Annotated in this window: 23 protein-coding genes; 1 reads left to right on the top strand and 22 read right to left on the bottom strand. The window is 70.2% G+C overall.

The annotated features are described in order from the left end of the window. The 13 genes from metK to pyrR all read right to left on the bottom strand — a co-directional run. Nucleotides 1-811, bottom strand: an 811-nt coding sequence (gene metK / locus SSP29_RS59965; RefSeq protein ID WP_438363810.1) for a methionine adenosyltransferase, incomplete at its 3' end; no start/stop codon positions are given. A gap of 239 nt (nt 812-1,050) precedes the next feature. Then, nucleotides 1,051-2,256 carry a bifunctional phosphopantothenoylcysteine decarboxylase/phosphopantothenate--cysteine ligase CoaBC gene (gene coaBC / locus SSP29_RS26280; protein ID WP_089103262.1) on the bottom strand — a complete coding sequence of 402 codons (1,206 nt, stop codon included), beginning with the start codon at nt 2,254-2,256 and terminating at the stop codon, nt 1,051-1,053. A 97-nt stretch (nt 2,257-2,353) separates the two neighbouring features. Further along, on the bottom strand, nt 2,354-2,626 hold the full coding sequence (gene rpoZ / locus SSP29_RS26275) for a DNA-directed RNA polymerase subunit omega (RefSeq protein ID WP_005319902.1): 273 nt from the start codon (nt 2,624-2,626) through the stop codon (nt 2,354-2,356). A 51-nt stretch (nt 2,627-2,677) separates the two neighbouring features. Then, complete coding sequence (gmk, locus tag SSP29_RS59130; RefSeq protein WP_089103261.1) at nt 2,678-3,271, bottom strand: guanylate kinase; 594 nt, start codon at nt 3,269-3,271, stop codon at nt 2,678-2,680. A 59-nt stretch (nt 3,272-3,330) separates the two neighbouring features. Continuing rightward, nucleotides 3,331-3,654, bottom strand: coding sequence for an integration host factor (locus tag SSP29_RS59125; RefSeq protein ID WP_003977346.1), 324 nt, complete (start codon nt 3,652-3,654; stop codon nt 3,331-3,333). A gap of 267 nt (nt 3,655-3,921) precedes the next feature. Continuing rightward, nucleotides 3,922-4,767 carry an orotidine-5'-phosphate decarboxylase gene (pyrF, locus tag SSP29_RS26260; RefSeq protein WP_089103260.1) on the bottom strand — a complete coding sequence of 282 codons (846 nt, stop codon included), beginning with the start codon at nt 4,765-4,767 and terminating at the stop codon, nt 3,922-3,924. Beyond that, a complete protein-coding gene (locus SSP29_RS26255) occupies nt 4,764-5,870 on the bottom strand; it encodes a quinone-dependent dihydroorotate dehydrogenase (protein WP_089103259.1) in 1,107 nt (368 codons plus the stop codon). Before SSP29_RS26255 ends, pyrF begins: the two co-directional genes overlap by 4 nt. Before the next feature lie 153 nt (nt 5,871-6,023). Next, nucleotides 6,024-9,335: a carbamoyl-phosphate synthase large subunit gene (gene carB, locus SSP29_RS26250; protein ID WP_089103258.1), complete on the bottom strand. Its 3,312-nt coding sequence runs from the start codon at nt 9,333-9,335 to the stop codon at nt 6,024-6,026. After that, nucleotides 9,328-10,470 (bottom strand): glutamine-hydrolyzing carbamoyl-phosphate synthase small subunit, encoded by a 1,143-nt coding sequence (carA, locus tag SSP29_RS26245; protein ID WP_089103257.1) that lies wholly within the window; start codon nt 10,468-10,470, stop codon nt 9,328-9,330. Before carA ends, carB begins: the two co-directional genes overlap by 8 nt. Next, the gene (locus SSP29_RS26240) at nt 10,467-11,036 is read right to left on the bottom strand and encodes a PH-like domain-containing protein (RefSeq protein WP_089103256.1); all 570 of its coding nucleotides are present in this window, start codon (nt 11,034-11,036) and stop codon (nt 10,467-10,469) included. The genes carA and SSP29_RS26240 overlap by 4 nt, the downstream gene beginning before the upstream one ends. Further along, a complete protein-coding gene (locus tag SSP29_RS26235) occupies nt 11,033-12,319 on the bottom strand; it encodes a dihydroorotase (RefSeq protein ID WP_089103255.1) in 1,287 nt (428 codons plus the stop codon). Before SSP29_RS26235 ends, SSP29_RS26240 begins: the two co-directional genes overlap by 4 nt. Before the next feature lie 5 nt (nt 12,320-12,324). Beyond that, nucleotides 12,325-13,305, bottom strand: a complete 981-nt coding sequence (locus tag SSP29_RS26230; protein WP_089103254.1) for an aspartate carbamoyltransferase catalytic subunit — start codon at nt 13,303-13,305, stop codon at nt 12,325-12,327. 85 nt (nt 13,306-13,390) lie between these two features. Further along, the gene (gene pyrR / locus SSP29_RS26225) at nt 13,391-13,984 is read right to left on the bottom strand and encodes a bifunctional pyr operon transcriptional regulator/uracil phosphoribosyltransferase PyrR (protein WP_089103253.1); all 594 of its coding nucleotides are present in this window, start codon (nt 13,982-13,984) and stop codon (nt 13,391-13,393) included. Between the two features lie 252 nt (nt 13,985-14,236). Between pyrR and bldD the strand changes: the two genes are divergently transcribed. Next, on the top strand, nt 14,237-14,740 hold the full coding sequence (gene bldD, locus SSP29_RS26220) for a transcriptional regulator BldD (protein WP_020938842.1): 504 nt from the start codon (nt 14,237-14,239) through the stop codon (nt 14,738-14,740). 225 nt (nt 14,741-14,965) lie between these two features. Here bldD and nusB read toward each other — a convergent pair whose 3' ends face one another. From nusB to mltG, 9 genes are all read right to left on the bottom strand, one after another. Continuing rightward, the gene (nusB, locus tag SSP29_RS26215) at nt 14,966-15,397 is read right to left on the bottom strand and encodes a transcription antitermination factor NusB (RefSeq protein WP_089103252.1); all 432 of its coding nucleotides are present in this window, start codon (nt 15,395-15,397) and stop codon (nt 14,966-14,968) included. A 2-nt stretch (nt 15,398-15,399) separates the two neighbouring features. Then, nucleotides 15,400-15,966, bottom strand: coding sequence for an elongation factor P (efp, locus tag SSP29_RS26210; RefSeq protein WP_046726575.1), 567 nt, complete (start codon nt 15,964-15,966; stop codon nt 15,400-15,402). 52 nt (nt 15,967-16,018) lie between these two features. After that, nucleotides 16,019-17,125: an aminopeptidase P family protein gene (locus SSP29_RS26205; protein ID WP_089103251.1), complete on the bottom strand. Its 1,107-nt coding sequence runs from the start codon at nt 17,123-17,125 to the stop codon at nt 16,019-16,021. Nucleotides 17,126-17,712: 587 nt separating this feature from the next. Beyond that, nucleotides 17,713-18,549 carry a Pro-rich N-terminal domain-containing protein gene (locus SSP29_RS26200; RefSeq protein ID WP_089103250.1) on the bottom strand — a complete coding sequence of 279 codons (837 nt, stop codon included), beginning with the start codon at nt 18,547-18,549 and terminating at the stop codon, nt 17,713-17,715. A 142-nt stretch (nt 18,550-18,691) separates the two neighbouring features. Continuing rightward, nucleotides 18,692-19,783: a 3-dehydroquinate synthase gene (aroB, locus tag SSP29_RS26195; RefSeq protein WP_089103249.1), complete on the bottom strand. Its 1,092-nt coding sequence runs from the start codon at nt 19,781-19,783 to the stop codon at nt 18,692-18,694. Further along, nucleotides 19,780-20,262 (bottom strand): shikimate kinase, encoded by a 483-nt coding sequence (locus SSP29_RS26190; protein WP_089103375.1) that lies wholly within the window; start codon nt 20,260-20,262, stop codon nt 19,780-19,782. Before SSP29_RS26190 ends, aroB begins: the two co-directional genes overlap by 4 nt. Before the next feature lie 32 nt (nt 20,263-20,294). After that, a complete protein-coding gene (gene aroC / locus SSP29_RS26185; protein WP_089103248.1) occupies nt 20,295-21,479 on the bottom strand; it encodes a chorismate synthase in 1,185 nt (394 codons plus the stop codon). 198 nt (nt 21,480-21,677) lie between these two features. Further along, nucleotides 21,678-22,517, bottom strand: a complete 840-nt coding sequence (locus SSP29_RS26180; RefSeq protein ID WP_089103247.1) for a shikimate dehydrogenase — start codon at nt 22,515-22,517, stop codon at nt 21,678-21,680. Further along, nucleotides 22,498-24,228: an endolytic transglycosylase MltG gene (gene mltG / locus SSP29_RS26175; protein WP_089103246.1), complete on the bottom strand. Its 1,731-nt coding sequence runs from the start codon at nt 24,226-24,228 to the stop codon at nt 22,498-22,500. The genes SSP29_RS26180 and mltG overlap by 20 nt, the downstream gene beginning before the upstream one ends. Nucleotides 24,229-24,314 lie beyond the last annotated feature (86 nt).

Raw genomic sequence — 24,314 nt, 5'->3', positions numbered from 1 at the left:
CGCCGTAGGTGTCGATGATGATCTTGCGGCCGGTCAGGCCGGCGTCGCCCATCGGGCCGCCGATCTCGAAGCGGCCGGTCGGGTTGACCAGCAGGCGGTAGTTCTCGGTGTCGAGCTTGATGCCGTCGTCCAGCAGCGCCTTCAGCTCCGGCTCCACCACGAACTCGCGGATGTCGGGCGCGAGCAGCGACTCCAGGTCGATGTCCGAGGCGTGCTGGCTGGAGACGACGACCGTGTCGAGGCGGACGGCCTTGTCGCCGTCGTACTCGATGGTGACCTGCGTCTTGCCGTCCGGGCGCAGGTAGGGGATGGTGCCGTTCTTGCGGACCTCGGAGAGGCGCTTGGAGAGGCGGTGCGCCAGGAAGATCGGGAGCGGCATCAGCGTCGGCGTCTCGTCCGTCGCGTAGCCGAACATCAGGCCCTGGTCACCGGCGCCCTGCTTGTCCAGCTCGTCCTCGTCGCCCTCGACCCGGTTCTCGTACGCCGTGTCCACGCCCTGGGCGATGTCCGGGGACTGCGCGCCGATCGAGACCGAGACGCCACAGGATGCTCCGTCGAAGCCCTTCTTCGAGGAGTCGTAGCCGATCTCGAGGATCTTGTTGCGGACCAGCGTCGCGATGTCCGCGTACGTCTTGGTCGTGACCTCGCCGGCCACGTGCACCAGGCCGGTGGTGATCAGCGTCTCGACGGCGACCCGGGAGGTCGGGTCCTCACGCAGAAGCGCGTCGAGAATGGTGTCGCTGATCTGGTCAGCGATCTTGTCGGGGTGACCCTCGGTTACGGACTCCGAGGTGAACAGGCGACGGGACACAACGCTCCCTGGGGTTGCAGCGGCTGCTGGCTGATCATTGGCGGACAACGCGGGGGCTGCACCCGGGCGTCGTCCGAGAACAGTTTATCGGTCGCACTCGGCCGCCGGCCCATCTGTCTCGACACTCGGGAGTGCTGTGACCTGCGGCACGGGCATTCTGCCCAATGGCCGGCGGCCTTGACCAGAGTCACCGCACCGTAATGTCACACCCGAGAAAGTTGACATATGGCTGAAATAAGTTAACCCAAACGGGCCGCCACCAGATCCCACACGGTGTCGGCGAGGGCCTCCTTCGGTCCGTGCGGCACAGGTGTCTCACTGCCGTCGGCGCCGAGCACCACGGCCTCGTTCTCCTCGGAGCCGAAGGTCTTGCGTTCGCCCACCTCGTTGACCACGAGCAGGTCGCAGCCCTTGCGTGCCAGCTTGGTCCGGCCGTTGGCGAGGACGTCGTCGGTCTCGGCGGCGAAGCCGACGATCACCTGTCCGGACCGCGCCCGGTCGGCCGAGATCTCCGCGAGGATGTCCGGATTCCGCACCAGGACGATCGGTTCGGGATCCTGGCCGTCCTTCTTCTTGATCTTCCCGGCCGCGTAGACCGCGGGACGGAAGTCGGCGACGGCGGCGGCCATCACCACGGCGTCGGCGTCGGCGGCCGCCTTCAGCACCGCCTCGCGCAGCTGTACGGCCGTACCGACCGGGACGACGTCCACGCCGGCCGGGTCCGGCAGGCCGGTGGTGTTCGCGGCGACCAGCGTCACCCGGGCGCCCCGGGCGGCGGCCGTGCGGGCGAGGGCGTAGCCCTGCTTGCCGGAGGAGCGGTTGCCGAGGAAGCGGACGGGGTCGAGGGGCTCGCGGGTGCCGCCGGCGGAGACGACGACGTGCCGACCGGCCAGGTCGGGCTCCCGCACCCCTCGCGCGAGGACGCGACGGCAGACCTCGAAGATCTCCGCCGGGTCGGGCAGCCGGCCCTTGCCGGTGTCGACGCCGGTGAGGCGGCCGACCGCCGGTTCGACGACGACGGCACCGCGGCGGCGCAGCGTGGCCACGTTCTCCTGGGTGGCCGGGTGCTCCCACATCTCGGTGTGCATCGCGGGGGCGAAGACCACCGGGCAGCGGGCCGTGAGAAGGGTGTTGGTGAGCAGGTCGTCGGCGAGGCCGTGAGCGGCCTTGGCGAGCATGTCGGCGGTGGCGGGGGCGACGACGACCAGGTCGGCGTGCTGGCCGATGCGGACGTGCGGGACCTCCTCGACGCGGTCCCAGACCTCGGTGGAGACGGGGTTGCCGGAGAGGGCGGACCAGGTGGCGGCGCCGACGAAGTGCAGCGCGGAGGCGGTGGGCACGACCCGGACGTCATGGCCCGACTCGGTGAACCTTCTCAGCAGCTCACAGGCCTTGTAGGCGGCGATGCCGCCGCTGACCCCCAGCACGACCTTCGGCTTGTCCACCGGGCCTCCACTCGTCGAATCCATGACGCCATCACACACCACAGGCCCGGCAGTCGATTGCCGGGCCTGTGGATAAGTCAACTGCAATATGAAAGTACTACTGCGCCGGGCCCTCAATGGCCTCGGAGGTCAGCAGACCCGCGTTGATCTCGCGCAGGGCGATGGAGAGCGGCTTCTCGTGGACGTGGGTGTCGACGAGCGGACCGACGTACTCGAGGAGGCCCTCGCCGAGCTGCGAGTAGTAAGCGTTGATCTGGCGGGCACGCTTGGCCGCGTAGATCACGAGGCTGTACTTCGAGTCGGTGGCCTCAAGGAGCTCGTCGATCGGAGGGTTGATGATGCCCTCGGGCGCGGTGATGGAAGAGGACACGCTCTGCCTTCCGATGGATGGGAAAGATTCAGTCTGAATGATCAGCAACGATCACACAACGTCCATCAAGGCTAGCAGCTCGCGCGCCACGTCCTCGACGGAGGTGTTGACCAGGGTTTCGTCGAACTCCGGCTCGGCCGCGAGTTCGACCTTGGCCGCGTCCAGCCGGCGCTCGATCACCTCGGGCGCCTCGGTGCCGCGTCCGGTGAGCCTGCGTACCAGCTCCTCCCAGGAGGGCGGGGCCAGGAACACCAGCCGGCCGTCCGGCATGGTCTCGCGGACCTGCCGGGCACCCTGGAGGTCGATCTCCAGGAGGACCGGTACACCGGCTTCGAGGTGCTCCAGCACCGCGGCGCGCGGGGTGCCGTAGCGGTTGCCGGCGAATTCGGCCCACTCCAGGAGCTCGCCGTTGGCGATCAGCTTGTCCATCTCCTCGTCGGAGACGAAGAAGTAGTGGACCCCGTGCTTCTCGCCCGGGCGGGGCCTGCGCGTGGTCGCCGACACCGAGAGCCAGACCTCGGGGTGTTCCTTGCGCATATGGGCGACGACCGTGCTCTTTCCGACCCCGGAGGGGCCGGAGAGCACGGTCAGCCGCGGACGTACGTCCGGGGGCTCGGGGGTCGTCCCCCGGAATGTTGCAGCCATGCAGCGATTATTCCAGCAATCGCGGGCCGCCCGGGACGCTGCCCCGGACGGCCCGGCGATCAGGAACCGGTGCTGCCGAACTCGCGCTCCAGGGAGGCGATCTGGTTGGACCCGAGGCCACGCACCCGGCGGCTCTCGGAGATCCCGAGTCGCTCCATGATCTGCTTGGCGCGGACCTTGCCCACGCCCGGCAGGGACTCAAGCAGGGCGGAGACCTTCATCTTGCCGATGACGTCGTTTTCCTGGCCCTGCTTGATGACCTCGTGAAGAGAGGCGCCGGAGTGCTTGAGTCGATTCTTGACCTCGGCCCGCTCCCGGCGAGCCGCGGCGGCCTTTTCGAGCGCGGCTGCGCGCTGTTCAGGGGTAAGGGGCGGAAGAGCCACGCCTACGTCACCTCGGATGTCGAACTGTCGGATACGGACCGGTGAGGAACCTAGTCGCCCCACACCTGGGGAGCTACGAGCAACACGCTTGCCCGTTGACTCTGCTCGGAGACTAGCGGGCAAGTCCGCCGGAGTCAGCGAGAACAGCGGAAAAGTCCTGGTCAGCCTCCGTCAGGCCGGACATTTCAGACATACTGCCCCGGATTTGAGGATGTATTCACGCTCAGGCCGTCGCCGAACGGCTCGCCGGAGCGCTCATCGGAGTCCTCACCGACCTGCGACGACATCCCGGATCTCGCCCGCGAACCGCTCCGCGGCCGCCCGCAGTGCCCCGACATCGGGACCGTGACGCAAAACACCTCGGCTCACGTTTGGAACCACGTTGCGCACCGCGGCCCCGAAGACCGCGGGAAGGTCGGCGGCCGTCGCCCCCTGCGCACCGACGCCCGGCGCGAGGAGCGGACCGTTGATGTCGAGGTCGTACGACGACAGGTCGCCGACCGTGGCACCGACGACGGCGCCGAAGGAACCCAGCGGCTTCTCCCCCGCGTTCTCGGCGGCCAGGTGGGCCAGCATGGTGGCGCCGACCGTACGGCCGTCGGCGCGCACCGCGTGCTGCACCTCGGGGCCCTCCGGATTGGAGGTGAGCGCCAGCACGAACAGGCCGGCCCCGCTCTCCCTGGCCAGCGCGACGGCCGGGCTGAGCGAGCCGTAGCCGAGGTACGGCGAGACGGTCAGTGCGTCCGAGAACAGCGGGGCGTCCTTGGCCAGATAGGCCTCCGCGTACCCGGCCATGGTCGAGCCGATGTCACCGCGCTTGGCGTCCATCACGACCAGCGTCCCGGCCGCCCGCGCCTCCTGCACCACCCGCTCCAGTACGGCGATCCCCCGCGAGCCGAACCGCTCGAAGAACGCGCTCTGCGGCTTCATGACCGCGACCCGGTCGGCCACCGCCGCCACGACTGTACGGCTGAACCGCTCCAGGCCCGCGACGTCGTCGTTCAGACCCCACTCGGAGAGCAGCGAGGCGTGCGGGTCGATACCGACGCACAATGGGCCGCGCTCGTCCATCACACTGCGCAGCCGCGCGCCGAAGGGCTCCAACGGGCTCATACGGTCTTCCTCACATCGGCGCCGACCGCGTCGGCGAGGGTGGCGTACGGGCTGGTGCGCAGGCGCGCCGCGAGGCCCTTGTGGAGGTCGCGAGCGTAGAACGGCCCCTCGTAGATGAAGGCGCTGTAGCCCTGGACCAGCGTGGCGCCGGCCAGGATGCGCTGCCAGGCGTCCTCGGCGTTCTCGATGCCGCCGACGCCCACCAGGGTGATCCGGTCGCCCACGCGCGCGTACAGCCGCCGCAGCACCTCCAGGGAGCGCGCCTTGAGCGGCGCCCCGGAGAGCCCGCCGGTCTCCTTGACCAGGGCGGGATCGGAGCGCAGCCCCAACCCCTCCCGCGCGATGGTGGTGTTGGTCGCGATGATCCCGTCCAGACCCAGCTCCACGGCCAGGTCGGCGACGGCGTCGACGTCCTCGTCGGCGAGGTCCGGCGCGATCTTCACCAGCAGCGGCACCCGGCGGTTCGCCACCACGCGGTCGGCGGCCTCGCGCACGGCCGTCAGGAGCGGCCGCAGATGATCGACCGCCTGGAGGTTGCGCAGGCCCGGCGTGTTCGGCGACGACACGTTCACGACCAGGTAGTCCGCGTACGCCGCGAGCCGCTCGGCCGACTTCACGTAGTCGCCGACGGCCTCGGCCTCCGGTACGACCTTGGTCTTGCCGATGTTCACGCCCACGACGGTCCTGAAGACGGCCTCACGGGTCGCCAGCCGCGCGGCGACGGCGAGCGAACCGTCGTTGTTGAAGCCCATGCGGTTGATGAGCGCCCGGTCCGCGACGAGCCGGAACAGCCGCTTCTTGGGATTGCCGGGCTGCGCCTCACCCGTCACGGTCCCGATCTCGACATGGTCGAACCCGAGCATCGACATCCCGTCGATCGCGACGGCGTTCTTGTCGAATCCGGCGGCAAGCCCGAACGGCCCGTGCATCCGCAGCCCGAGGGCCTCGGTACGCAGTTCCTTGTAGCGGGGAGCAAGGGCGGCGGCGACGAAGGTACGCAGCACAGGGATGCGAACGGCGAGCCGGATCCACCGGAAGGCGAGGTGGTGGGCGGCTTCCGGGTCCATCCGCCGGAAGACGAGCTGGAAAAAGATCTTGTACATGACGTCCTCATACCAAGGGGGACACCGACACCGGTGCCCCCCTCACAGACAGCTGGGCAACGCGCCCCGAAAGGGGCGCGGGGCAGTACTCAATATGCGGCTCCGCCGCGTGGGCGCGACCAGCCACAACGGGCCCGCAGTCTCACTACGGCCTCAGTCCCTCGCGGCCGTCAACCTCTCCGCATGCTCCTGGAGCGACCGCACCCCCACGTCCCCGTGGTTCAGCGCGTCGATCCCCTGCACAGCCGCCGCCAGCGCCTGCACGGTCGTCAGACACGGCACCGACCGGGCCACCGCGGCCGTCCGGATCTCGTACCCGTCCAGGCGACCCCCCGTGCCGTACGGCGTGTTGACGATGAGGTCCACCTCGCCGTCGTGGACAAGCTGCACGATCGTCTTCTCGCCGTTGGGGCCGACCCCCTCCGACTGCTTGCGCACGACGGTCGCGTTGATGCCGTTGCGCTTGAGGACCTCGGCCGTGCCGGAGGTGGCGAGCAGCTCGAAGCCGTGGGCGACCAGCTCGCGCGCCGGGAAGATCATGGAGCGCTTGTCGCGGTTGGCGACGGAGATGAACGCGCGGCCCTTGGTGGGCAGCGGACCGTACGCCCCGGCCTGCGACTTGGCGTACGCCGTGCCGAAGACCGAGTCGATGCCCATGACCTCGCCGGTGGAGCGCATCTCCGGGCCGAGGATCGTGTCCACGCCCTGCCCGTGGATGTCGCGGAACCGCGACCACGGCATGACCGCCTCCTTCACGGAGATCGGCGCGTCGAACGGCAGCTCGCCGCCGTCACCGCGGGCCGGCAGCAGCCCCTCGGCGCGCAGCTCGGCGACGGTCGCGCCCAGCGAGATCCGGGCCGCGGCCTTGGCCAGCGGCACCGCGGTCGCCTTCGAGGTGAAGGGAACCGTACGGGACGCGCGCGGGTTGGCCTCCAGCACGTAGAGGATGTCGCCGGCCATCGCGAACTGGATGTTGATCAGGCCGCGGACGCCGACCCCCTTCGCGATGGCCTCCGTGGAGGCCCGCAGGCGCTTGATGTCGAAGCCGCCGAGTGTGATCGGGGGCAGGGCGCAGGCCGAGTCGCCGGAGTGGATGCCGGCCTCCTCGATGTGCTCCATGACGCCGCCGAGGTACAGCTCCTCGCCGTCGTAGAGCGCGTCGACGTCGATCTCGATCGCGTCGTCCAGGAACCGGTCGACGAGGACCGGCCGGGAGGGGCTGATCTCGGTCGACTCGGCGATGTAGGCGGCGAGGCGGGTCTCGTCGTAGACGATCTCCATGCCGCGGCCGCCGAGCACGTACGACGGCCGGACCAGGACCGGGTAGCCGATCTCGTCGGCGATGGCCTTGGCCTCGGCGAAGGTGGTCGCCGTGCCGTGCTTGGGGGCCGGCAGGCCCGCCTCGGCGAGGACCCGCCCGAAGGCGCCCCGGTCCTCGGCCGCGTGGATGGCCTCCGGGGAAGTGCCGACGATCGGCACGCCGTTGTCCTTCAGCGCCTGCGACAGGCCCAGCGGGGTCTGGCCGCCCAGCTGGACCACCACACCGGCGACCGGACCGGCCTGCTGCTCGGCGTGGACGATCTCCAGCACGTCCTCCAGCGTCAGCGGCTCGAAGTACAGCCGGTCGGAGGTGTCGTAGTCGGTGGAGACGGTCTCCGGGTTGCAGTTGACCATCACCGTCTCGTACCCGGCGTCGCTCAGCGCGAAGGACGCGTGCACGCACGAGTAGTCGAACTCGATGCCCTGGCCGATGCGGTTGGGACCGGAGCCCAGGATGATGACGGCCGGCTTCTCGCGCGCCGCGACCTCGGTCTCCTCGTCGTAGGAGGAGTAGAAGTACGGCGTTTTCGCGGCGAACTCGGCGGCGCAGGTGTCGACCGTCTTGTAGATCGGGCGCACCCCGAGCGCGTGCCGGACCTCGCGGACGACGTCCTCGCGCAGCCCGCGGATCTCGCCGATCTGCTGGTCGGAGAAACCGTGCCGCTTCGCGTCGGCGATCAGCTCGGTGCTCAGCTCCGGCGCCTCGGCCAGCTCGTCGGCGATCTCCTTGATCAGGAAGAGCTGGTCCACGAACCACGGGTCGATCTTCGTGTACTCGAAGACCTCCTCGGGCGTGGCGCCCGCGCGGATGGCCTGCATGACGGTGTTGATCCGGCCGTCGGTGGGCCGTACCGCCTCGCGCAGCAGGGTCTCCTTGTCGCCGGGCTCGCCGACGAAGGTGAACTGGCTGCCCTTCTTCTCCAGCGAGCGCAGCGCCTTCTGGAAGGCCTCGGGGAAGTTGCGGCCGATGGCCATGGCCTCGCCGACCGACTTCATGGTCGTGGTCAGCGTGGAGTCGGCCTGCGGGAACTTCTCGAACGCGAACCGCGGAGCCTTGACGACCACGTAGTCGAGCGTGGGCTCGAAGGAGGCCGGGGTCTCCTGCGTGATGTCGTTGGGGATCTCGTCCAGCGTGTAGCCGACGGCCAGCTTCGCCGCGATCTTCGCGATCGGGAAGCCGGTCGCCTTGGAAGCGAGCGCCGAGGAGCGCGACACGCGCGGGTTCATCTCGATGACGATGACCCGGCCGTCCTCGGGGTTCACCGCGAACTGGATGTTGCAGCCGCCGGTGTCGACGCCGACCTCGCGGATCACGGCGATGCCGATGTCGCGCAGGATCTGGTACTCGCGGTCGGTGAGCGTCATCGCGGGCGCGACGGTGATCGAGTCGCCGGTGTGCACGCCCATGGGGTCGAAGTTCTCGATGGAGCAGACGACCACGACGTTGTCGTGCTTGTCGCGCATCAGCTCCAGCTCGTACTCCTTCCAGCCGAGGATGGACTCCTCCAGGAGCACCTCGGTGGTCGGGGAGAGCGTGAGGCCCTGGCCGGCGATGCGGCGCAGTTCCTCCTCGTCGTGGGCGAAGCCGGAGCCGGCGCCGCCCATGGTGAAGGAGGGGCGGACGACGACCGGGTAGCCGCCGCCGAGCTCCTCGACGCCCGCGAGGACCTCGTCCATGGTGTGGCAGATGACCGAGCGCGCGGACTCGCCGTGCCCGATCTTGCGGCGGACCTCCTCCACGACCTCCTTGAAGAGGTCGCGGTCCTCGCCCTTGTTGATGGCTTCGACGTTGGCGCCGATCAGTTCGACGCCGTACTTGGCGAGGACGCCGTTCTTGTCGAGCGAGATGGCGGTGTTCAGGGCGGTCTGGCCGCCCAGGGTGGGCAGCAGGGCGTCGGGGCGCTCCTTGGCGATGATCTTCTCGACGAACTCGGGCGTGATCGGCTCGACGTACGTCGCGTCGGCGATCTCCGGGTCGGTCATGATCGTCGCCGGGTTGGAGTTGACCAGGACGACCCTGAGGCCCTCGGCGCGCAGCACGCGGCAGGCCTGGGTGCCGGAGTAGTCGAACTCGGCGGCCTGGCCGATGACGATCGGGCCGGAGCCGATGACCAGGACGGACTGGATATCGGTGCGCTTAGGCACGCTGGCCCTCCATCAGGGAAACGAAGCGGTCGAACAGGTAGGCGGCGTCGTGCGGGCCGGCTGCCGCTTCGGGGTGGTACTGGACGGAGAAGGCCGGCTGGTCGAGCAGCTGCAGCCCCTCCACGACGTCGTCGTTGAGGCAGACGTGGGAGACCTCGGCGCGGCCGAACTCCGTCTCGCTGACCTTGTCGAGCGGCGCGTCCACGGCGAAGCCGTGGTTGTGCGCGGTGACCTCGACCTTGCCGGTCGTACGGTCCTGCACCGGCTGGTTGATGCCCCGGTGGCCGTACTTCAGCTTGTAGGTGCCGAAGCCGAGCGCGCGGCCGAGGATCTGGTTGCCGAAGCAGATGCCGAACAGCGGGGTCTTCCGCGCCAGGACGGACGTCATCAGGGCCACCGGGCCGTCGGCCGTGGCCGGGTCGCCGGGGCCGTTGGAGAAGAACACGCCGTCCGGGGAGACGGCGTACACGTCGTCCTCGGTGGCGGTCGCGGGCAGCACGTGCACCTCGATGCCGCGCTCGGCCATGCGCTGCGGGGTCATGCCCTTGATGCCGAGGTCGATCGCGGCGACGGTGAACCGCTTCTCCCCGACCGCGGGGACGACGTACGCCTCCTTGGTGGCGACCTCCTCGTACAGCGAGGCGCCCTTCATGTGCGGCTGGGCCTGCACACGCGCGAGGAGCTCGGCGTCGGTGGCGATCGCCTCGCCGGAGAAGACGCCGGCGCGCATCGAGCCGCGCTCGCGCAGGTGGCGGGTGAGGGCGCGGGTGTCGATCCCGGAGATGCCGACCACGCCCTGCGCGACCAGTTCCGCGTCCAGCGAACGCTTGGCGCGCCAGTTGGAGGGCACGCGCGCGGGGTCGCGCACGACATAGCCGGAGACCCAGATACGGCTGGACTCGTCGTCCTCGTCGTTCCACCCCGTGTTGCCGATCTGCGGGGCGGTGGCGACCACGATCTGGCGGTCGTACGACGGGTCGGTCAGGGTCTCCTGGTACCCGGTCATGCCGGTGGAGAACACGGCCTCGCCGAAGGTCTCCCCCACGGCCCCGTAGGCGCGGCCGCGGAAGATCCGGCCGTCCTCCAGGACGAGTACCGCGGGAACCTTGCCGGCTCCCCTTGTGGAGGTCGTCATCGTTCGGCGCCTTCCGTGCTGGGTGTCTTGATCATGGAGTTGATGGCGTCGACCCACTCGGTGTGCTCGGCCGCGTGGTCGGAGCGGAAACCGGAGTCGATCAGCTTGTCGCCGTGCGCCCAGGTCACCACGAGGAGTCCGCCCTCGGTGAGGACCTTGCCCGCGATGCCCTTGCCGAGCAGGGCCTCGCGGAGCGCGTCGGCGGGGATGAAGAAGTCGGTCGCGCCGGGGCGTACGACGTCCAGGCCCGCGTCGGTCAGGGTGAGCTCGGCCCGGCTGCGGGAGCCGAGGCCGCGGGCCATGATGCGGTCCAGCCACTGCCCGGCGGTGGTGGAGCCGTGATAGCGACCGCTCATCGTCAGTCTCGCTTCACCGAGGTCATCCGGCGCGGTGGGGAGCTCGGGGAGGTCGCCCTGGAGGGTGCCGCGCCACTTCCAGCCCTCGCGCATGAGCCAGTAGACGAGCGCGACGAACAGGGCGAGGCCGACGAGCCAGCCGATGCGGGCGGACCAGTCGGTGACCGCGGCCGACTTCTTCTCGTCGGCCAGCAGGATCAGAGGTGTCACGTCAGCTTCCCGTCCACGAGCGTCGCCTTGCCCCGCAGCCACGTGTGGGTGACACGGCCCGGCAGCTCGCGTCCCTCGTACGGGGTGTTGCGGCTGCGCGAGGCGAAGCCCGCGGGGTCCACCCGGCCACGGTATTCCGTGTCGACGAGGGTGAGGTTGGCGGGCTCACCTGCCGAGACGGGACGGCCGTGGCCGACGGCCTGTCCGATCCGCGCGGGCTTGACGGACATCCGGTCCGCGACACCGGCCCAGGTCAGCAGGCCCGTGTCCACCATGGTCTCCTGGACGACCGACAACGCGGTCTCCAGGCCCACCATCCCCATGGCGGCCGCGGCCCACTCGCAGTCCTTGTCCTCGTGCGGGTGCGGGGCGTGGTCGGTGGCGACGATGTCGATCGTGCCGTCGGCGAGGGCCTCGCGCAGGGCCAGCACATCGCGCTCGGTGCGCAGCGGCGGGTTGACCTTGTAGACCGGGTTGTACGACCGCACCAGCTCGTCGGTGAGGAGCAGGTGGTGCGGGGTGACCTCGGCGGTGACGTCGATGCCCCGGGACTTGGCCCAGCGCACGATCTCGACTGATCCGGCGGTGGAGAGGTGGCAGATGTGGACGCGGGAGCCGACGTGCTCGGCGAGCAGCACGTCCCGCGCGATGATCGATTCCTCGGCGACCGCGGGCCAGCCGCCCAGCCCCAGCTCGGCCGAGACGACGCCCTCGTTCATCTGGGCGCCCTCGGTCAGCCGGGGCTCCTGGGCGTGCTGGGCGACGACGCCGCCGAAGGCCTTCACGTACTCCAGGGCGCGGCGCATGATCACGGCGTCGTCGACGCACTTGCCGTCGTCGGAGAAGACGGTGACCCCGGCGGCCGACTCGTGCATGGCCCCCAGTTCGGCGAGCTTCCTGCCCTCCAGGCCGACGGTGACGGCACCGATCGGCTGGACGTCGCAGTAGCCGTGCTCCTGGCCGAGCCGGTAGACCTGCTCGACGACGCCGGCGGTGTCGGCGACCGGGAAGGTGTTGGCCATGGCGAACACGGCCGTGTAGCCGCCGCCGGCGGCCGCGCGGGTGCCGGTGAGGACGGTCTCGGAGTCCTCACGGCCGGGCTCGCGCAGGTGGGTGTGCAGGTCGACGAGGCCCGGCAGCAGCACCTTGCCGGCGGCCTCGACGACCTCGGCGCCTTCGGCAGACAGCCCGGCACCGACCTCCGCGATCGTCTCGCCGTCGATCAGGACGTCCTGCGGCTCGCCGCCGAGCACCCTCGCACCACGGATCAGGATCTTGCTCATGGGTCTTACTTCTCCTCGGTGGTGCGGGCGTGGCTGACGGCGGGTTCGTTGCCGCCGAGCAGGAGGTACAGAACGGCCATCCGGATGGAGACTCCGTTTGCGACCTGCTCGACTACGGTGCAGCGCTCGGAGTCGGCGACCTCGGCGGTGATCTCCATGCCGCGGACCATCGGGCCGGGGTGCATCACGATGGCGTGCTCGGGCATCTTCGCCATGCGGTCGCCGTCGAGGCCGTAGCGCCGCGAGTACTCACGCTCGGTCGGGAAGAAGGCGGCGTTCATGCGCTCGCGCTGCACGCGCAGCATCATCACCGCGTCGGACTTGGGCAGTACGGCGTCGAGGTCGTACGACACCTCGCACGGCCACCGCTCGACCCCGACCGGCACCAGGGTGGGCGGGGCGACCAGGGTGACCTCGGCGCCGAGGGTGTGCAGCAGGTCGACGTTGGAGCGGGCGACGCGGCTGTGCAGGACGTCGCCGACGATGGTGATGCGCTTGCCGGCCAGGTCCTGCCCTATCCCGGCGTCCCGGCCGACCAGGCGGCGGCGCATGGTGAAGGCGTCCAGGAGTGCCTGGGTGGGGTGCTGGTGGGTGCCGTCGCCGGCGTTGATGACGGCCGCGTCGATCCAGCCGGAGTTGGCGAGGCGGTAGGGCGCTCCGGAGGCGCCGTGCCGGATGACGACGGCGTCGACGCCCATCGCCTCCAGGGTCTGGGCGGTGTCCTTCAGGGACTCGCCCTTGGAGACGCTGGACCCCTTGGCGGTGAAGTTGATGACGTCGGCGGAGAGGCGCTTCTCGGCGGCCTCGAAGGAGATCCGGGTCCGGGTCGAGTCCTCGAAGAAGAGGTTGACGACGGTGCGGCCGCGCAGGGTCGGCAGCTTCTTGATCGGCCGGTCGGCGACCCGGGCCATCTCCTCGGCGGTGTCGAGGATCAGGACGGCGTCGTCGCGGGTGAGGTCGGCGGCCGAGATGAGATGACGCTGCATCTGTCAGGCTCCGTAAGGCAGTTCACATATCGGGAGATTGCGGGCAGGCATGGGCGCACCGGTGCGGTGCGGACCCCTCGGCCTGCTACGAGGTCGGCTTCGCGCCGAGCAGCACGGTGTCGCGACCGTCCTCCTCGGCGAGCAGGACCTTGACCGTCTCCCGCAACGACGTGGGGAGGTTCTTGCCGACGTAGTCGGCGCGGATGGGCAGTTCGCGGTGGCCGCGGTCGACGAGCACCGCGAGCTGGACCGCGCGGGGGCGCCCGATGTCGTTCAGGGCGTCGAGGGCGGCGCGGATGGTGCGGCCGGAGAAGAGCACGTCGTCGACGAGGATCACCAGCCTGCCGTCGATGCCGTCACCGGGGATCTCGGTGCGGGCCAGCGCACGCGGCGGGTGCATGCGCAGGTCGTCGCGGTACATGGTGATGTCGAGCGAACCGACGGGCATCTTGCGGTCGGTGATCTCCTCCAGCTTGGCGGCGAGCCGCTGGGCGAGGAAGACGCCGCGGGTCGGGATGCCGAGGAGCACCACGTCGTCGGCGCCCTTGGCGCGCTCGACGATCTCGTGGGCGATGCGGGTCAGCACCCGCGCGATGTCCGGGCCTTCGAGAACGGGCCGTGCATCGGAAGCCTGCACCGCGGTGTCGGGCTTTTCCTGCTTGTTCTGCTTGTTGTCCATACGAAACGGACCCCCTTCTCCGCCTCACGGGACGGACTTTAAAGGACGTCGGATTTGCGCCATCCACCGTAGCAGGTGGCGGAGAGGCCCCTGATCACCCCCCTGGCGTAATCGGTCATCGCTACCACGGAAGAGTCGGTGCGGACCATTCGGCTTGACGCAACAGAGTAACGCTGCGTAACCTCACAGTGAGTTACCAGCCGCGCGGCGGGACCAAGGCCGGCCGCGTCGACACAGTGTCCGGGGAGCCATATGTCCAGCGAATACGCCAAACAGCTCGGGGCCAAGCTCCGGGCCATCCGCACCCAGCAGGGCCTTTCCCTCCACGGTGTCGAGGAGAAGTCCCAGGGGCGCTGGAAGGCCGTGGTGGTCGGTTCGTACGAGCGCGGCGACCGTGCCGTGACCGTACAGCGCCTTGCAGAGTTGGCGGATTTCTACGGGGTTCCGGTGCAGGAGCTGCTGCCGGGCACGACCCCGGGCGGTGCCGCCGAGCCCCCGCCGAAGCTGGTCCTCGACCTGGAGCGGCTGGCCACCGTGCCGGCCGAGAAGGCGGGCCCGCTGCAGCGCTACGCGGCGACGATCCAGTCCCAGCGCGGTGACTACAACGGCAAGGTGCTGTCGATCCGCCAGGACGACCTGCGCACACTGGCCGTCATCTACGACCAGTCCCCCTCGGTCCTCACCGAGCAGCTGATCAGCTGGGGCGTCCTGGACGCCGACGCCCGCCGCGCGGTGGCCACCCACGAAGACGCCTGACCCGCCCAGCGCCTGAGCAGAAACGTGCCGCCGGGGTGGCTGGAACTTGACGGTTCCGGCCACCCCGGCGGCTTTTCAGCGCCCCGTAGGGGCGCGGGGAACTGCGCGACAAGCCCCAGACGGCTGTCAGCCGCCCGACGACCGCACCACCCACCCCATTGGGCGCACAGAACGCCGGAGGGCCTGCAGCATGCCTTGCTGCAGGCCCTCCGGCGTTTCGTCGGCTCACGCCTCGCGGCGCAGCGACGGCTTCAGCTCCTTCAGACGCCCGAGAAGCCCGTTCACGAACGAGGGCGACTCGTCCGTCGAGAACTCCTTCGCGAGCTGCACCATCTCGTCGAGAACGACGGCGTCCGGCGTCTCGTCGACCCAGATCAGCTCGTACGCGCCCAGGCGCAGGATGTTGCGGTCGACGACCGGCATCCGGTCCAGCGTCCAGCCGACCGCGTACTGGGCGATCAGCTCGTCGATACGCGTGACGTGCTCGGCGTAGCCCTCGACCAGCTGCATGGTGTACTCGCTCACCGGCGGCTGCCGGGTGTCGTCCCGGGACAGCCGGATCCAGTCCGCGAGGACGGTCAGGACGTCGGCCCCGCGCTGGTCGCCCTCGAAGAGGATCTGGAAGGCACGCTTGCGGGCCGTGTTGCGGGCAGCCACGGTTAGCTGTTCACCCGGCCGAGGTAGTCGCTCGTGCGGGTGTCGACCTTGATCTTCTCACCGGTGGTGATGAAGAGCGGGACCTGGATCTGGTGGCCGGTCTCCAGGGTGGCCGGCTTGGTGCCACCGGTGGAGCGGTCGCCCTGGACGCCGGGCTCGGTCTCCTGGATGGTCAGCTCGACGGCGGCCGGGAGCTCGACGAAGAGCACCTCGCCCTCGTGCTGGGCGACGACGGCCGTGAAGCCCTCGATCAGGAAGTTCGCGGCGTCGCCGACGGTCTTCCGGTCGATGTGCAGCTGGTCGTACGTGTCCATGTCCATGAAGACGAAGTACTCGCCGTCCATGTACGAGAACTGCATGTCGCGCTTGTCGACAGTGGCCGTCTCGACCTTGACGCCGGCGTTGAAGGTCTTGTCGACCACCTTGCCGGACAGCACGTTCTTGAGCTTGGTGCGCACGAAAGCGGGGCCCTTGCCGGGCTTGACGTGCTGGAACTCGACGACGGACCAGAGCTGGCCGCCTTCGAGCTTGAGCACCAGGCCGTTCTTGAGGTCGTTCGTGGAAGCCACGGTTGCGGAATCTCCTGGACTGACGTGGACGACCCCGGGGCGCGCACCTTGCCTAGAGTGCGAGCAGCTCCTTGGTCGTGATGGTGAGTAGCTCGGGTCCGCCGTCCGCCTCGGGGCGCACGACGAGCGTGTCATCGATCCGGACGCCGCCCCGGCCCGGGAGGTGGACCCCCGGTTCGACGGTGACCGGCACGCAAGCGTCCAGTTTACCCATGGCTGAAGGGGCGAGCTGCGGGTCCTCGTCGATTTCGAGTCCGACGCCGTGTCCGGTGAGGGGCTGCAGGTCCTCCGCGTGGCCCGCGGAGTCCAGAACCTGGCGGGCGGCGCGGTCGACGTCGCGGTAGGCGGCGCCGGGCACGAGGCTCTCCCGGCCGGCCCGCTGGGCGGCGAAGACGAGGTCGTAGAGCTCGATCTGCCAGTCGGCGGGCGAGGTGCCGATCACGAAGGTACGGCCGATCTCGCAGCGGTAGCCGCGGTAGGTGGCGCCGAGGCAGACGGAGAGGAAGTCGCCCTCCTCCACCCGCCGGTCGGTGGGACGGTGGCCGCGGCGGCCGGAGTTCGGGCCGGTCGCCACGGAGGTGGGGAAGGCCGGGCCGTCGGCGCCGTGGTCGACCAGGCGGCGCTCCAGCTCCAGGGCGAGGTGCCGTTCGGTACGGCCGACGAGGATCGACTCCAGCAGCTCGCCGAGGGCCTGGTCGGCGATCTCGGCGCCGATGCGGAGGCAGGAGATCTCCTCCTCGTCCTTGACGACCCTCAGCTGCTCGACGGCGCTGCCCAGGTCGGTCAGGCGGAGGTGGGGGGCGACGGAGGCGAGGGCACGGTGCCGGGCCACGGTGAGGTGGTGCTCCTCGACGGCGAGGGCGTCGGCGTCCTGGGCGGCGGCGAGGTCGGCGGCGGCCACGGCGGGGTCACCGCCGGGGCCTTCCAGGAGGTGCGGCCGCAGGGACTCGTCGGGGCGGGCCCCGGTGGGGCGGTCGTCCAGCGGGCCGGGGCAGACGAGGAGATCCTCGCGTCTGCCGAGGAGCAGGACGGAGCCGTTGGGTGCGGCGCCGGCGAGGTATCTCACGTTGGCCGGGTGTGAGATGACGGCGGACTGGCTGCCGGCCGCGTGGCAGCGTTCCCTCAGCCTGGTTCGGCGGGCCGCGTACACGTCTGACATGAGTCGAGCGTAGGAGGGGTGGGTGGTTTGTGCCGGTTGAGGAGGGCCGAGTGGGGTGGCGGGGCGCCGTTGTGGGGTGCGGGTCCGTGGGAGTTTTCGCACAGTTCCCCGCGCCCCTGAAAAGACAGGCCGTCGCACGGCTGCGGGCCGGTGGGGGTGATTCGCACCCACGCGGCGAAGCCGCAAACCGATACAGCCCCGCGCCCCTGAAAAGACAGGCCGCCGCACGGCTGCGGGCCGGTGGGAGTGTTCGCACCCACGCGGCGAAGCCGCAAACCGATACAGCCCCGCACCCCTGAAAAGACAGGCCGCCGCACGGCTGCGGGCCGGTGGGAGTGTTCGCACCCACGCGGCAAAGCCGCAAACCGATACAGCCCCGCACCCCTGAAAAGACAGGCCGCCGCACGGCTGCGGGCCGGTGGGGGTGATTCGCACCCACGCGGCGAAGCCGCAAACCGATACAGCCCCGCGCCCCTGAAAAGACAGGCCGCCGCACGACTGCAGGCCAGTGGGGGTGTTCGCGCCCACGCGGCGGAGCCGCATATTGAAACAGCCCCGCACCCCTGAGTTGCTCCGCTGGTCCCTGGTTACCAGTTAGGGGGGCTTGCTATCGCCCTGGCCAGGACGTCGTCCAGGACTCGGGCCGTGGTCGGGACGTCCAGCTGCGAGTTGTCGATGATCGGGAGGCCCGAGCCGTACCAGCCCGCCATGCGGCCGTGGATGCGGGCCACCTCCTCGTCGGTGAGGCGGCGGTTGCCCGTGCGTTCCGCGTTGCGCTCCAGGACGATGTCGAGGCCGGGGAGGAGAACGACGGGGAGCAGGCCGGGGCCGACGTGGCGCTTCCAGCCGCCGAGGCCGACGACCGGGCGGTCCGGGAAGACCGCGTCGTCGAGGATGCACGAGATGCCGTTGGCCAGGAAGTTGCGCGCGGCGAAGCCGCAGGTGCGGCGGGCGAGGCGGTACTGGGCCTCGGAGTGGTCGTTCCAGCCGGACTGGGGGTCGGCGAAGCCCGAACGGACCCACTCGCGCACGTCGTCGAGGCTGATGTGGGCGGTGGGGACCCGACGATGGTCGGCCCAGTACTTGGCCACGCTGGTCTTGCCCGCACCGGCCGGGCCGATGAGGAGGACCGCCAGGGTGGTGGTGGTCGGGTCGGGCGCGGTGGTCGCGGCCGGGGGCGCGGTCGGGATGCCCACCGGAGCGCCCGGCGGCAGCGGGACGTGGCCCGTGGTGTCGGGTGGCGGCGGGGCCGAGGGAAGCGGGGGAATCGGAGGAACCGACGGCTGCGGTGGCGCGGCCGGCGGTGGCGGCACGGGCACGGAGCCCTGAGGCGCTCCCGGGTGCTGTGCGCCCGGCTGCCAGCCGGTCGGTCCCTGCCCCGGCTGATGGGGCGGCGGCAGCGGAGATCCCACTGCGTGCTGCATCCGGTGCCACTCCGTCTCGTCATGTTCGGCTGCGCTCGTTACCGAACGGTACCGCCCGCGGTCGTCCTTCGGTGAAACGGCCGGGGGCGGTCCGAAGTGCCCGCGTCGCCAGGCGAATCGGGCGGAAGGAACAGCGGCGGACCTACTGCCCGACCTCGCCGTACGCGGCGAGCAGCACGGCCGGGTCCGGGCCCTCCAGGACCGTCGGTTTGGCGAGGCCGTCCAGGACGATGAAGCGGAGCAGGTCGCCGCGGGACTTCTTGTCGACCTTCATCGTCTCGACCAGCTTGGGCCACTGGTCGTAGCGGTAGTGCAGCGGGAGGCCGACGGACTCCAGGACCGTGCGGTGGCGGTCGGCCGTCGCGTCGTCCAGGCGGCCGGCCAGCCGGCCCAGCTCGGCGGCGAAGTGCATGCCGACGGCGACCGCGGCGCCGTGCCGCCATTTGTAGCGCTCGTTCTTCTCGATGGCGTGGCCGAGCGTGTGGCCGTAGTTGAGGATCTCCCGCAGGCCGGACTCCTTGAGGTCCGAGGAGACGACCTCGGCCTTGACCCGGATGGAACGCTCGATCAGCTCGGCCGTGTGCGGGCCCGCCGGAGTGCGCGCGGCCTCGGGGTCGGACTCGATGAGCTCCAGGATCACCGGGTCGGCGATGAAGCCTGCCTTGATGACCTCGGCGAGCCCGGAGACGTAGTCGTTGACCGGGAGCGAGTCGAGGGCGGCCAGGTCGCACAGGACACCGGCCGGCGGGTGGAAGGCACCCACCAGGTTCTTGCCCTCGGCCGTGTTGATGCCCGTCTTGCCGCCGACCGCCGCGTCCACCATCGCCAGCACCGTGGTCGGGATGGCGATCCAGTGGACACCCCGCAGCCAGGTCGCGGCCACGAAACCGGCCAGGTCCGTGGTCGCGCCGCCGCCCACTCCGACGATGACGTCGGAGCGGGTGAACCCGGACTGGCCGAGCGCCTTCCAGCAGTAGGCGGCGACCTCGGCGGTCTTGGCCTCCTCCGCGTTCGGCACCTGGATGGCGACGGCCTCGTAGCCCTGCCCGGCCAGGTCGGCGCGGAGCGCGTCACCGGTCTCGGCCAGCGCCTCGGGGTGGATCACCGCGACCCGCTTGACCCGGTCGCCGATCAACCCGCCGAGTTCGCCGAGGAGCTGACGGCCCACCAGGACCTCGTACGGCTCGGTGCCCGCCGTGCCGCCGACCTGGATCCGGGTGACTGCCTCGCTCATGCTTCCTTCAACTCCAGTGCGTCCAGCGCTGCTTGGGTGACCTCTTCGGGCGTACGCCCGTCGGTCGCCACGACGACCGTGGCAACCTCCTCGTACAGGTGCCGCCGGGCTTCCATCAGCTCGCGCCACTGCTTGCGCGGGTTGATGGCGAGCAGCGGCCGGGCCGCGTTCAGGCCGGTGCGCTTGACTGCTTCCTCGACGTCCATCGAGAGGTAGACCACCCGCCGGCCCACCAGCAGCCCACGGGTCTCCGCGTCGAGGATCGCGCCCCCGCCGAGCGCGAGGACACCCTCGTGCTCGGCCAGCGCCGTCCGCACCGCCCGCTTCTCGACCGCCCGGAACACGGCCTCGCCCTCGGCCACGAAGATGTCCGCGATGGCGCGGCCCTCGGCGGCCACGATGTCCTCGTCGGTGTCCCGGTAACCGACCCCCAGCCGCTCGGCGAGCAACTGCCCGACCGTGGACTTGCCCACGCCCATCGGGCCGACCAGCACCACCCTCGGTACGCCGGTCACCGGATGGCCAGATGGTCGAGGTACGACTTGACGTTGCGCCGGGTCTCGGGGACCGAGTCGCCGCCGAACTTCTCCGCGACCGCGTCCGCGAGGACGAGCGCGACCATCGCCTCGGCGACGATGCCGGCGGCCGGCACCGCGGAGACGTCGGAGCGCTGGTGGTGGGCCTGGGTGGCCTCGCCCGTCGTCACATCGACGGTCTGCAGGGCACGCGGCACGGTCGCGATCGGCTTCATCGCGGCCCGCACCCGGAGCAGCTCGCCCGTGGAAAGGCCGCCCTCGGTGCCGCCCGCCCGGCCGGAGACCCGCCGGATGCCCTCGGGCGTGTTGACGATCTCGTCGTGCGCCTTGGAACCGGGCACCCGGGCCAGCTCGAAGCCGTCGCCGATCTCGACGCCCTTGATCGCCTGGATGCCCATCAGGGCACCGGCGAGCCGGGCGTCCAGCTTCCGGTCCCAGTGGACGTGCGAGCCCAGGCCGACGGGAACGCCGTAGGCCAGCACCTCGACCACACCGCCGAGGGTGTCGCCGTCCTTGTGGGCCTGGTCGACCTCCGCCACCATCGCCTTCGACGCGTCCGCGTCCAGGCAGCGCAGCGGGTCGGCGTCCAGCCTCTCCACGTCCGCCGGCGTCGGGTACACACCCTGCGGGGCCTTCACCGAGCACAGCTCGACGACGTGCGAGACGATCTCGATGCCGGCCGTCTCCTTCAGGTACGACCGGGCCACCGCGCCCAGCGCCACCCGGGCCGCGGTCTCCCGCGCGGAGGCCCGCTCCAGGACTGGCCGGGCCTCGTCGAAGCCGTACTTCTGCATGCCCGCCAGGTCTGCGTGGCCGGGGCGGGGCCGGGTCAGCGGGGCGTTGCGGGCCAGCCCGGCGAGGATCTCGGGGTCGACCGGGTCGGCCGCCATGACCTGTTCCCACTTGGGCCACTCGGAGTTGCCCACCATGATCGCGACCGGGGAGCCGAGGGTCAGACCGTGCCGCACACCGCCGAGGAAGGTGACCTCGTCACGCTCGAACTTCATGCGCGCACCACGGCCATAGCCGAGCCGCCGCCGCGCCAGATGGTCCGCGACCATCTCGGTCGTGATCGGCACGCCGGCGGGAAGGCCCTCCAGCGTCGCGACAAGTGCGGGACCGTGGGACTCCCCCGCGGTCAGCCAACGCAGCCTGCTCAACGATGCTCCTCAGTGCTCGCGCCCTGGTACTGCCCTGCGTACGCGCGTCCTCGCGTACGGCGACGGCCGACCGGGTGCGCGGGCCCCGGTCCGCCATGTCCGATCCTCCCACGTCCGGGCGCCCGACCCGGCCCCCGGTCCAGCAGACGGACGCGGATCTGTCAGGTCAGCGCCCGGTGCGCACCGGCTTCCCGGTCCTCAGCGCTCGGCGAGCGCCTTCTCCCCGGCCCGGCGCATGGCGTCCAGCGGCGCCGGGCTGCGGCCGGTCATCTGTTCGACCTGGAGCACGGCCTGGTGCACCAGGAGGTCGAGGCCGCTCACCACGGCGCCTCCGAACATGGACCAGCGGGCGGCCAGGGCGGTGGGCCAGGGGTGGTAGAGGACGTCGAAGAGGGTGGCGGGGCGTTCGGGGACGGCGGCGGCGAGGGCGTCGGTGGTGCCGGCGGGGGTGGTGGCGATCACCAGCGTGGCGTGCAGGGCCTGCTCGGCGTCGGCCCAGTCGGCGGTGCGGACCTCGACGTCGAGCCGTTCGCCCCAGTGCCGCATCTCGGCGGCGCGCTCCTCGCTGCGGACGTAGGCGACGACCTCGCCGGTGCAGATCCGGGCGAGGGCGGCGAGGGCGGAGGAGGCGGTGGCACCGGCGCCGAGGACGGCGGCGGAGTCGACCTGCTCGATGCCGTGCTCGCGGAGCGCGGCGACCATGCCCGGGATATCGGTGTTGTCCCCGAGCCGTCGGCCGTCCTCGGTGAAGACGACGGTGTTGACCGCGTCGACCGAGGCGGCCGTCTCGCTGATCTCGTCGACCAGCGGGATGACCGCCCGTTTCAGCGGCATGGTCAGCGACAGCCCCGCCCACTCCGGTCCCAGCGTCCCGAGGAAGCCGGGCAGCCCGGCCTCGTCGATCTCGAAGCGCTCGTACGACCAGTCGGTGAGCCCGAGTTCGTCGTACGCGGCCCGGTGCAGCACCGGGGAGAGGGAGTGGGCGATGGGCTTACCGAGCACGGCGGCCCGGCGGGCATCAGTTGCCCGAGTTGGCATTGAATTTGTCCTTGAGCTGCTGGAATTCCGCATAGGTCTTGGCGAATTCGGTGTTGTTCTTGCCGTCGGTCGCCACGAAATAGATCCAGCCGTCGTCGGTCGGATTCAGTGCCGCCTTGAGCGCGTCCTCGCCGGGGTTGCCGATCGGACCGGGCGGAAGACCCTTCTGCGTATAGGTGTTGTACGGGTCCTTGTTGCTGTTGATCTCCGACTCGCTGATATGGATGTTGCTCGCGCCCTTCAGGTAGTTGAAGGTCGAGTCGAATTGGAGCAACCGGTTCGTCTCGGTGTTCGTGGACTTGAGACGGTTGTAGACCACTTCCGCCATCTTGCGGAAGTCGTCGTGCGTCTTTCCTTCGGCCTGGACGAGGCTCGCGACCGTGATGACCTGCAGCGGGTTGTCCAGGTCGTACTTCTTGGCCTCCGCCGCGAGGTCGTAGTTGGCGTACTCCTCCTTGGCCGCGGCGACCATCTGTTTCAGGATCGCGTCGGGCTTCATGCCCTTGGCCGCGGGATAGGTACCCGGGTAGAGGAATCCTTCCAGCGGGTCCATGATCTTGCTGTTGGTGTTCGCGTAACTCGGCAGACCGAGGTTCTTGTACTCGGTCTTGGCGACCTTTTTCGAGGTGCCGGCGGAAAGGCCCAGTTTCTTGTCCAGAGCCACATAGACGCCCGCCGCGCGCTCGCCCGGGGTGACGATCACATTGGCCTGGCTGCTCGGGTCGAGCATCAGCAGCACACAGCTCGCGGCGGACATCTCCTTCTTGAGGGTGTAGGCGCCCGCCTGGATCGTGTCGCCCTTCGGGTTCTGCGTCTGCGCGTGGACGAACGCGTCGACGCTCTTGACGACACCGGCTTCCTTCAGCCGGCGGCCGATCTCGTATCCGCCCGCGCCCTTGGGGATCTGGACGGTCACGGTCTCGCTGCCGCCGCTGCCCGCGTAGTCCGGGGCCGCGCCGAAACGATTTTGGTAGAAGTGCCAGCCGAAGTAGCCGACGGTGGCCGCGCCGCCGCCGAAGACCAGGCAGACCACCAGGCAGGCACAGCCGCTGCGGCGCTTCTTGGCGCCCTTTCCGCCTTTGGCGTCCTTGCCGCGGCCACCACCGCGGCGTCCTTTCGGATCGTCGTCGTCCGCGTCGTCATCGCCGTCGTCGGCGCCCGTGAAGAAGGGGTGCTGCTCTTCCTCCTCCTCTTCGACGGCGGGCTCCGGCTGTGGTTCCGGCTCGGGGCGCCGGCGGCCGGGCGGCTCCGGCGGCGGGTAGGCGTCCTCGGTGCCGTAGAAGTCGGGCTGCTCGCCGCCGTAGGCCACGGGCTGCTGGCCGTAGGGGTCGCCCGGGTCGGCGGCGTAGGGGACGTGACCATGGGTGCCGGTCGCGTCCCAGCCGCCCTGCTGGTACTGGGGCGGGGCATGGCCCACGTACTGCTGGCCGTACTGCTGCTGGTCGTACTGCTGCTGACCGTACCCGTCGGCGTACTGGAGTTGGCCCTGCTCGTCGTAGTAGGCGTACTGCTGCTGGTCGTACCCGCCCTGCGGGTGCTGGCTCCAGTCGCCGTACTGCTGCTGCGACTGCTGCGGGTAGTGCTGCGGCTGACCGCCGTAGGGGGACTGCTGGCCCACGTGGGCCTGCTGTCCTTCCCATCCGTCGTCCCCGTACAACGGGTCCTCCGGATGCCACGGTTCGGAGCCTGGGCCCCGGCCATACTCAGTCATCGATCCCCTAGAGCCGCGAGGCGGCGCGTCACGCGGCTGGTGGGCCGGTGGACCGTTCCGCCTCTTGCTGTGCGGTGGCTGTTCGA

The organism is Streptomyces hyaluromycini (assembly GCF_002217755.1).
Classification (GTDB): Bacteria; Actinomycetota; Actinomycetes; order Streptomycetales; family Streptomycetaceae; genus Streptomyces; species Streptomyces hyaluromycini.
The sequence above is the reverse complement of the archived record's forward strand: the minus strand, read 5'-3'. Positions and strand labels throughout refer to the sequence as shown.

What these genes read in the sequence shown, in the direction of transcription:
- pyrR (WP_089103253.1), bottom strand. Translation starts at nt 13,984, where the DNA reads ATGGACAACAAGCAGAACAAGCAGGAAAAGCCCGACACCGCGGTGCAG.
- SSP29_RS26235 (WP_089103255.1), bottom strand. Translation starts at nt 12,319, where the DNA reads ATGAGCAAGATCCTGATCCGTGGTGCGAGGGTGCTCGGCGGCGAGCCG.
- aroB (WP_089103249.1), bottom strand. Translation starts at nt 19,783, where the DNA reads ATGAGCGAGGCAGTCACCCGGATCCAGGTCGGCGGCACGGCGGGCACC.
- SSP29_RS26200 (WP_089103250.1), bottom strand. Translation starts at nt 18,549, where the DNA reads ATGCAGCACGCAGTGGGATCTCCGCTGCCGCCGCCCCATCAGCCGGGG.
- SSP29_RS26205 (WP_089103251.1), bottom strand. Translation starts at nt 17,125, where the DNA reads ATGTCAGACGTGTACGCGGCCCGCCGAACCAGGCTGAGGGAACGCTGC.
- SSP29_RS26180 (WP_089103247.1), bottom strand. Translation starts at nt 22,517, where the DNA reads ATGCCAACTCGGGCAACTGATGCCCGCCGGGCCGCCGTGCTCGGTAAG.
- SSP29_RS26190 (WP_089103375.1), bottom strand. Translation starts at nt 20,262, where the DNA reads ATGGGCGTGGGCAAGTCCACGGTCGGGCAGTTGCTCGCCGAGCGGCTG.
- pyrF (WP_089103260.1), bottom strand. Translation starts at nt 4,767, where the DNA reads ATGAGCCCGTTGGAGCCCTTCGGCGCGCGGCTGCGCAGTGTGATGGAC.
- gmk (WP_089103261.1), bottom strand. Translation starts at nt 3,271, where the DNA reads ATGGCTGCAACATTCCGGGGGACGACCCCCGAGCCCCCGGACGTACGT.
- carA (WP_089103257.1), bottom strand. Translation starts at nt 10,470, where the DNA reads ATGACGACCTCCACAAGGGGAGCCGGCAAGGTTCCCGCGGTACTCGTC.
- mltG (WP_089103246.1), bottom strand. Translation starts at nt 24,228, where the DNA reads ATGACTGAGTATGGCCGGGGCCCAGGCTCCGAACCGTGGCATCCGGAG.
- bldD (WP_020938842.1), top strand. Translation starts at nt 14,237, where the DNA reads ATGTCCAGCGAATACGCCAAACAGCTCGGGGCCAAGCTCCGGGCCATC.
- SSP29_RS26255 (WP_089103259.1), bottom strand. Translation starts at nt 5,870, where the DNA reads ATGTACAAGATCTTTTTCCAGCTCGTCTTCCGGCGGATGGACCCGGAA.
- SSP29_RS26230 (WP_089103254.1), bottom strand. Translation starts at nt 13,305, where the DNA reads ATGCAGCGTCATCTCATCTCGGCCGCCGACCTCACCCGCGACGACGCC.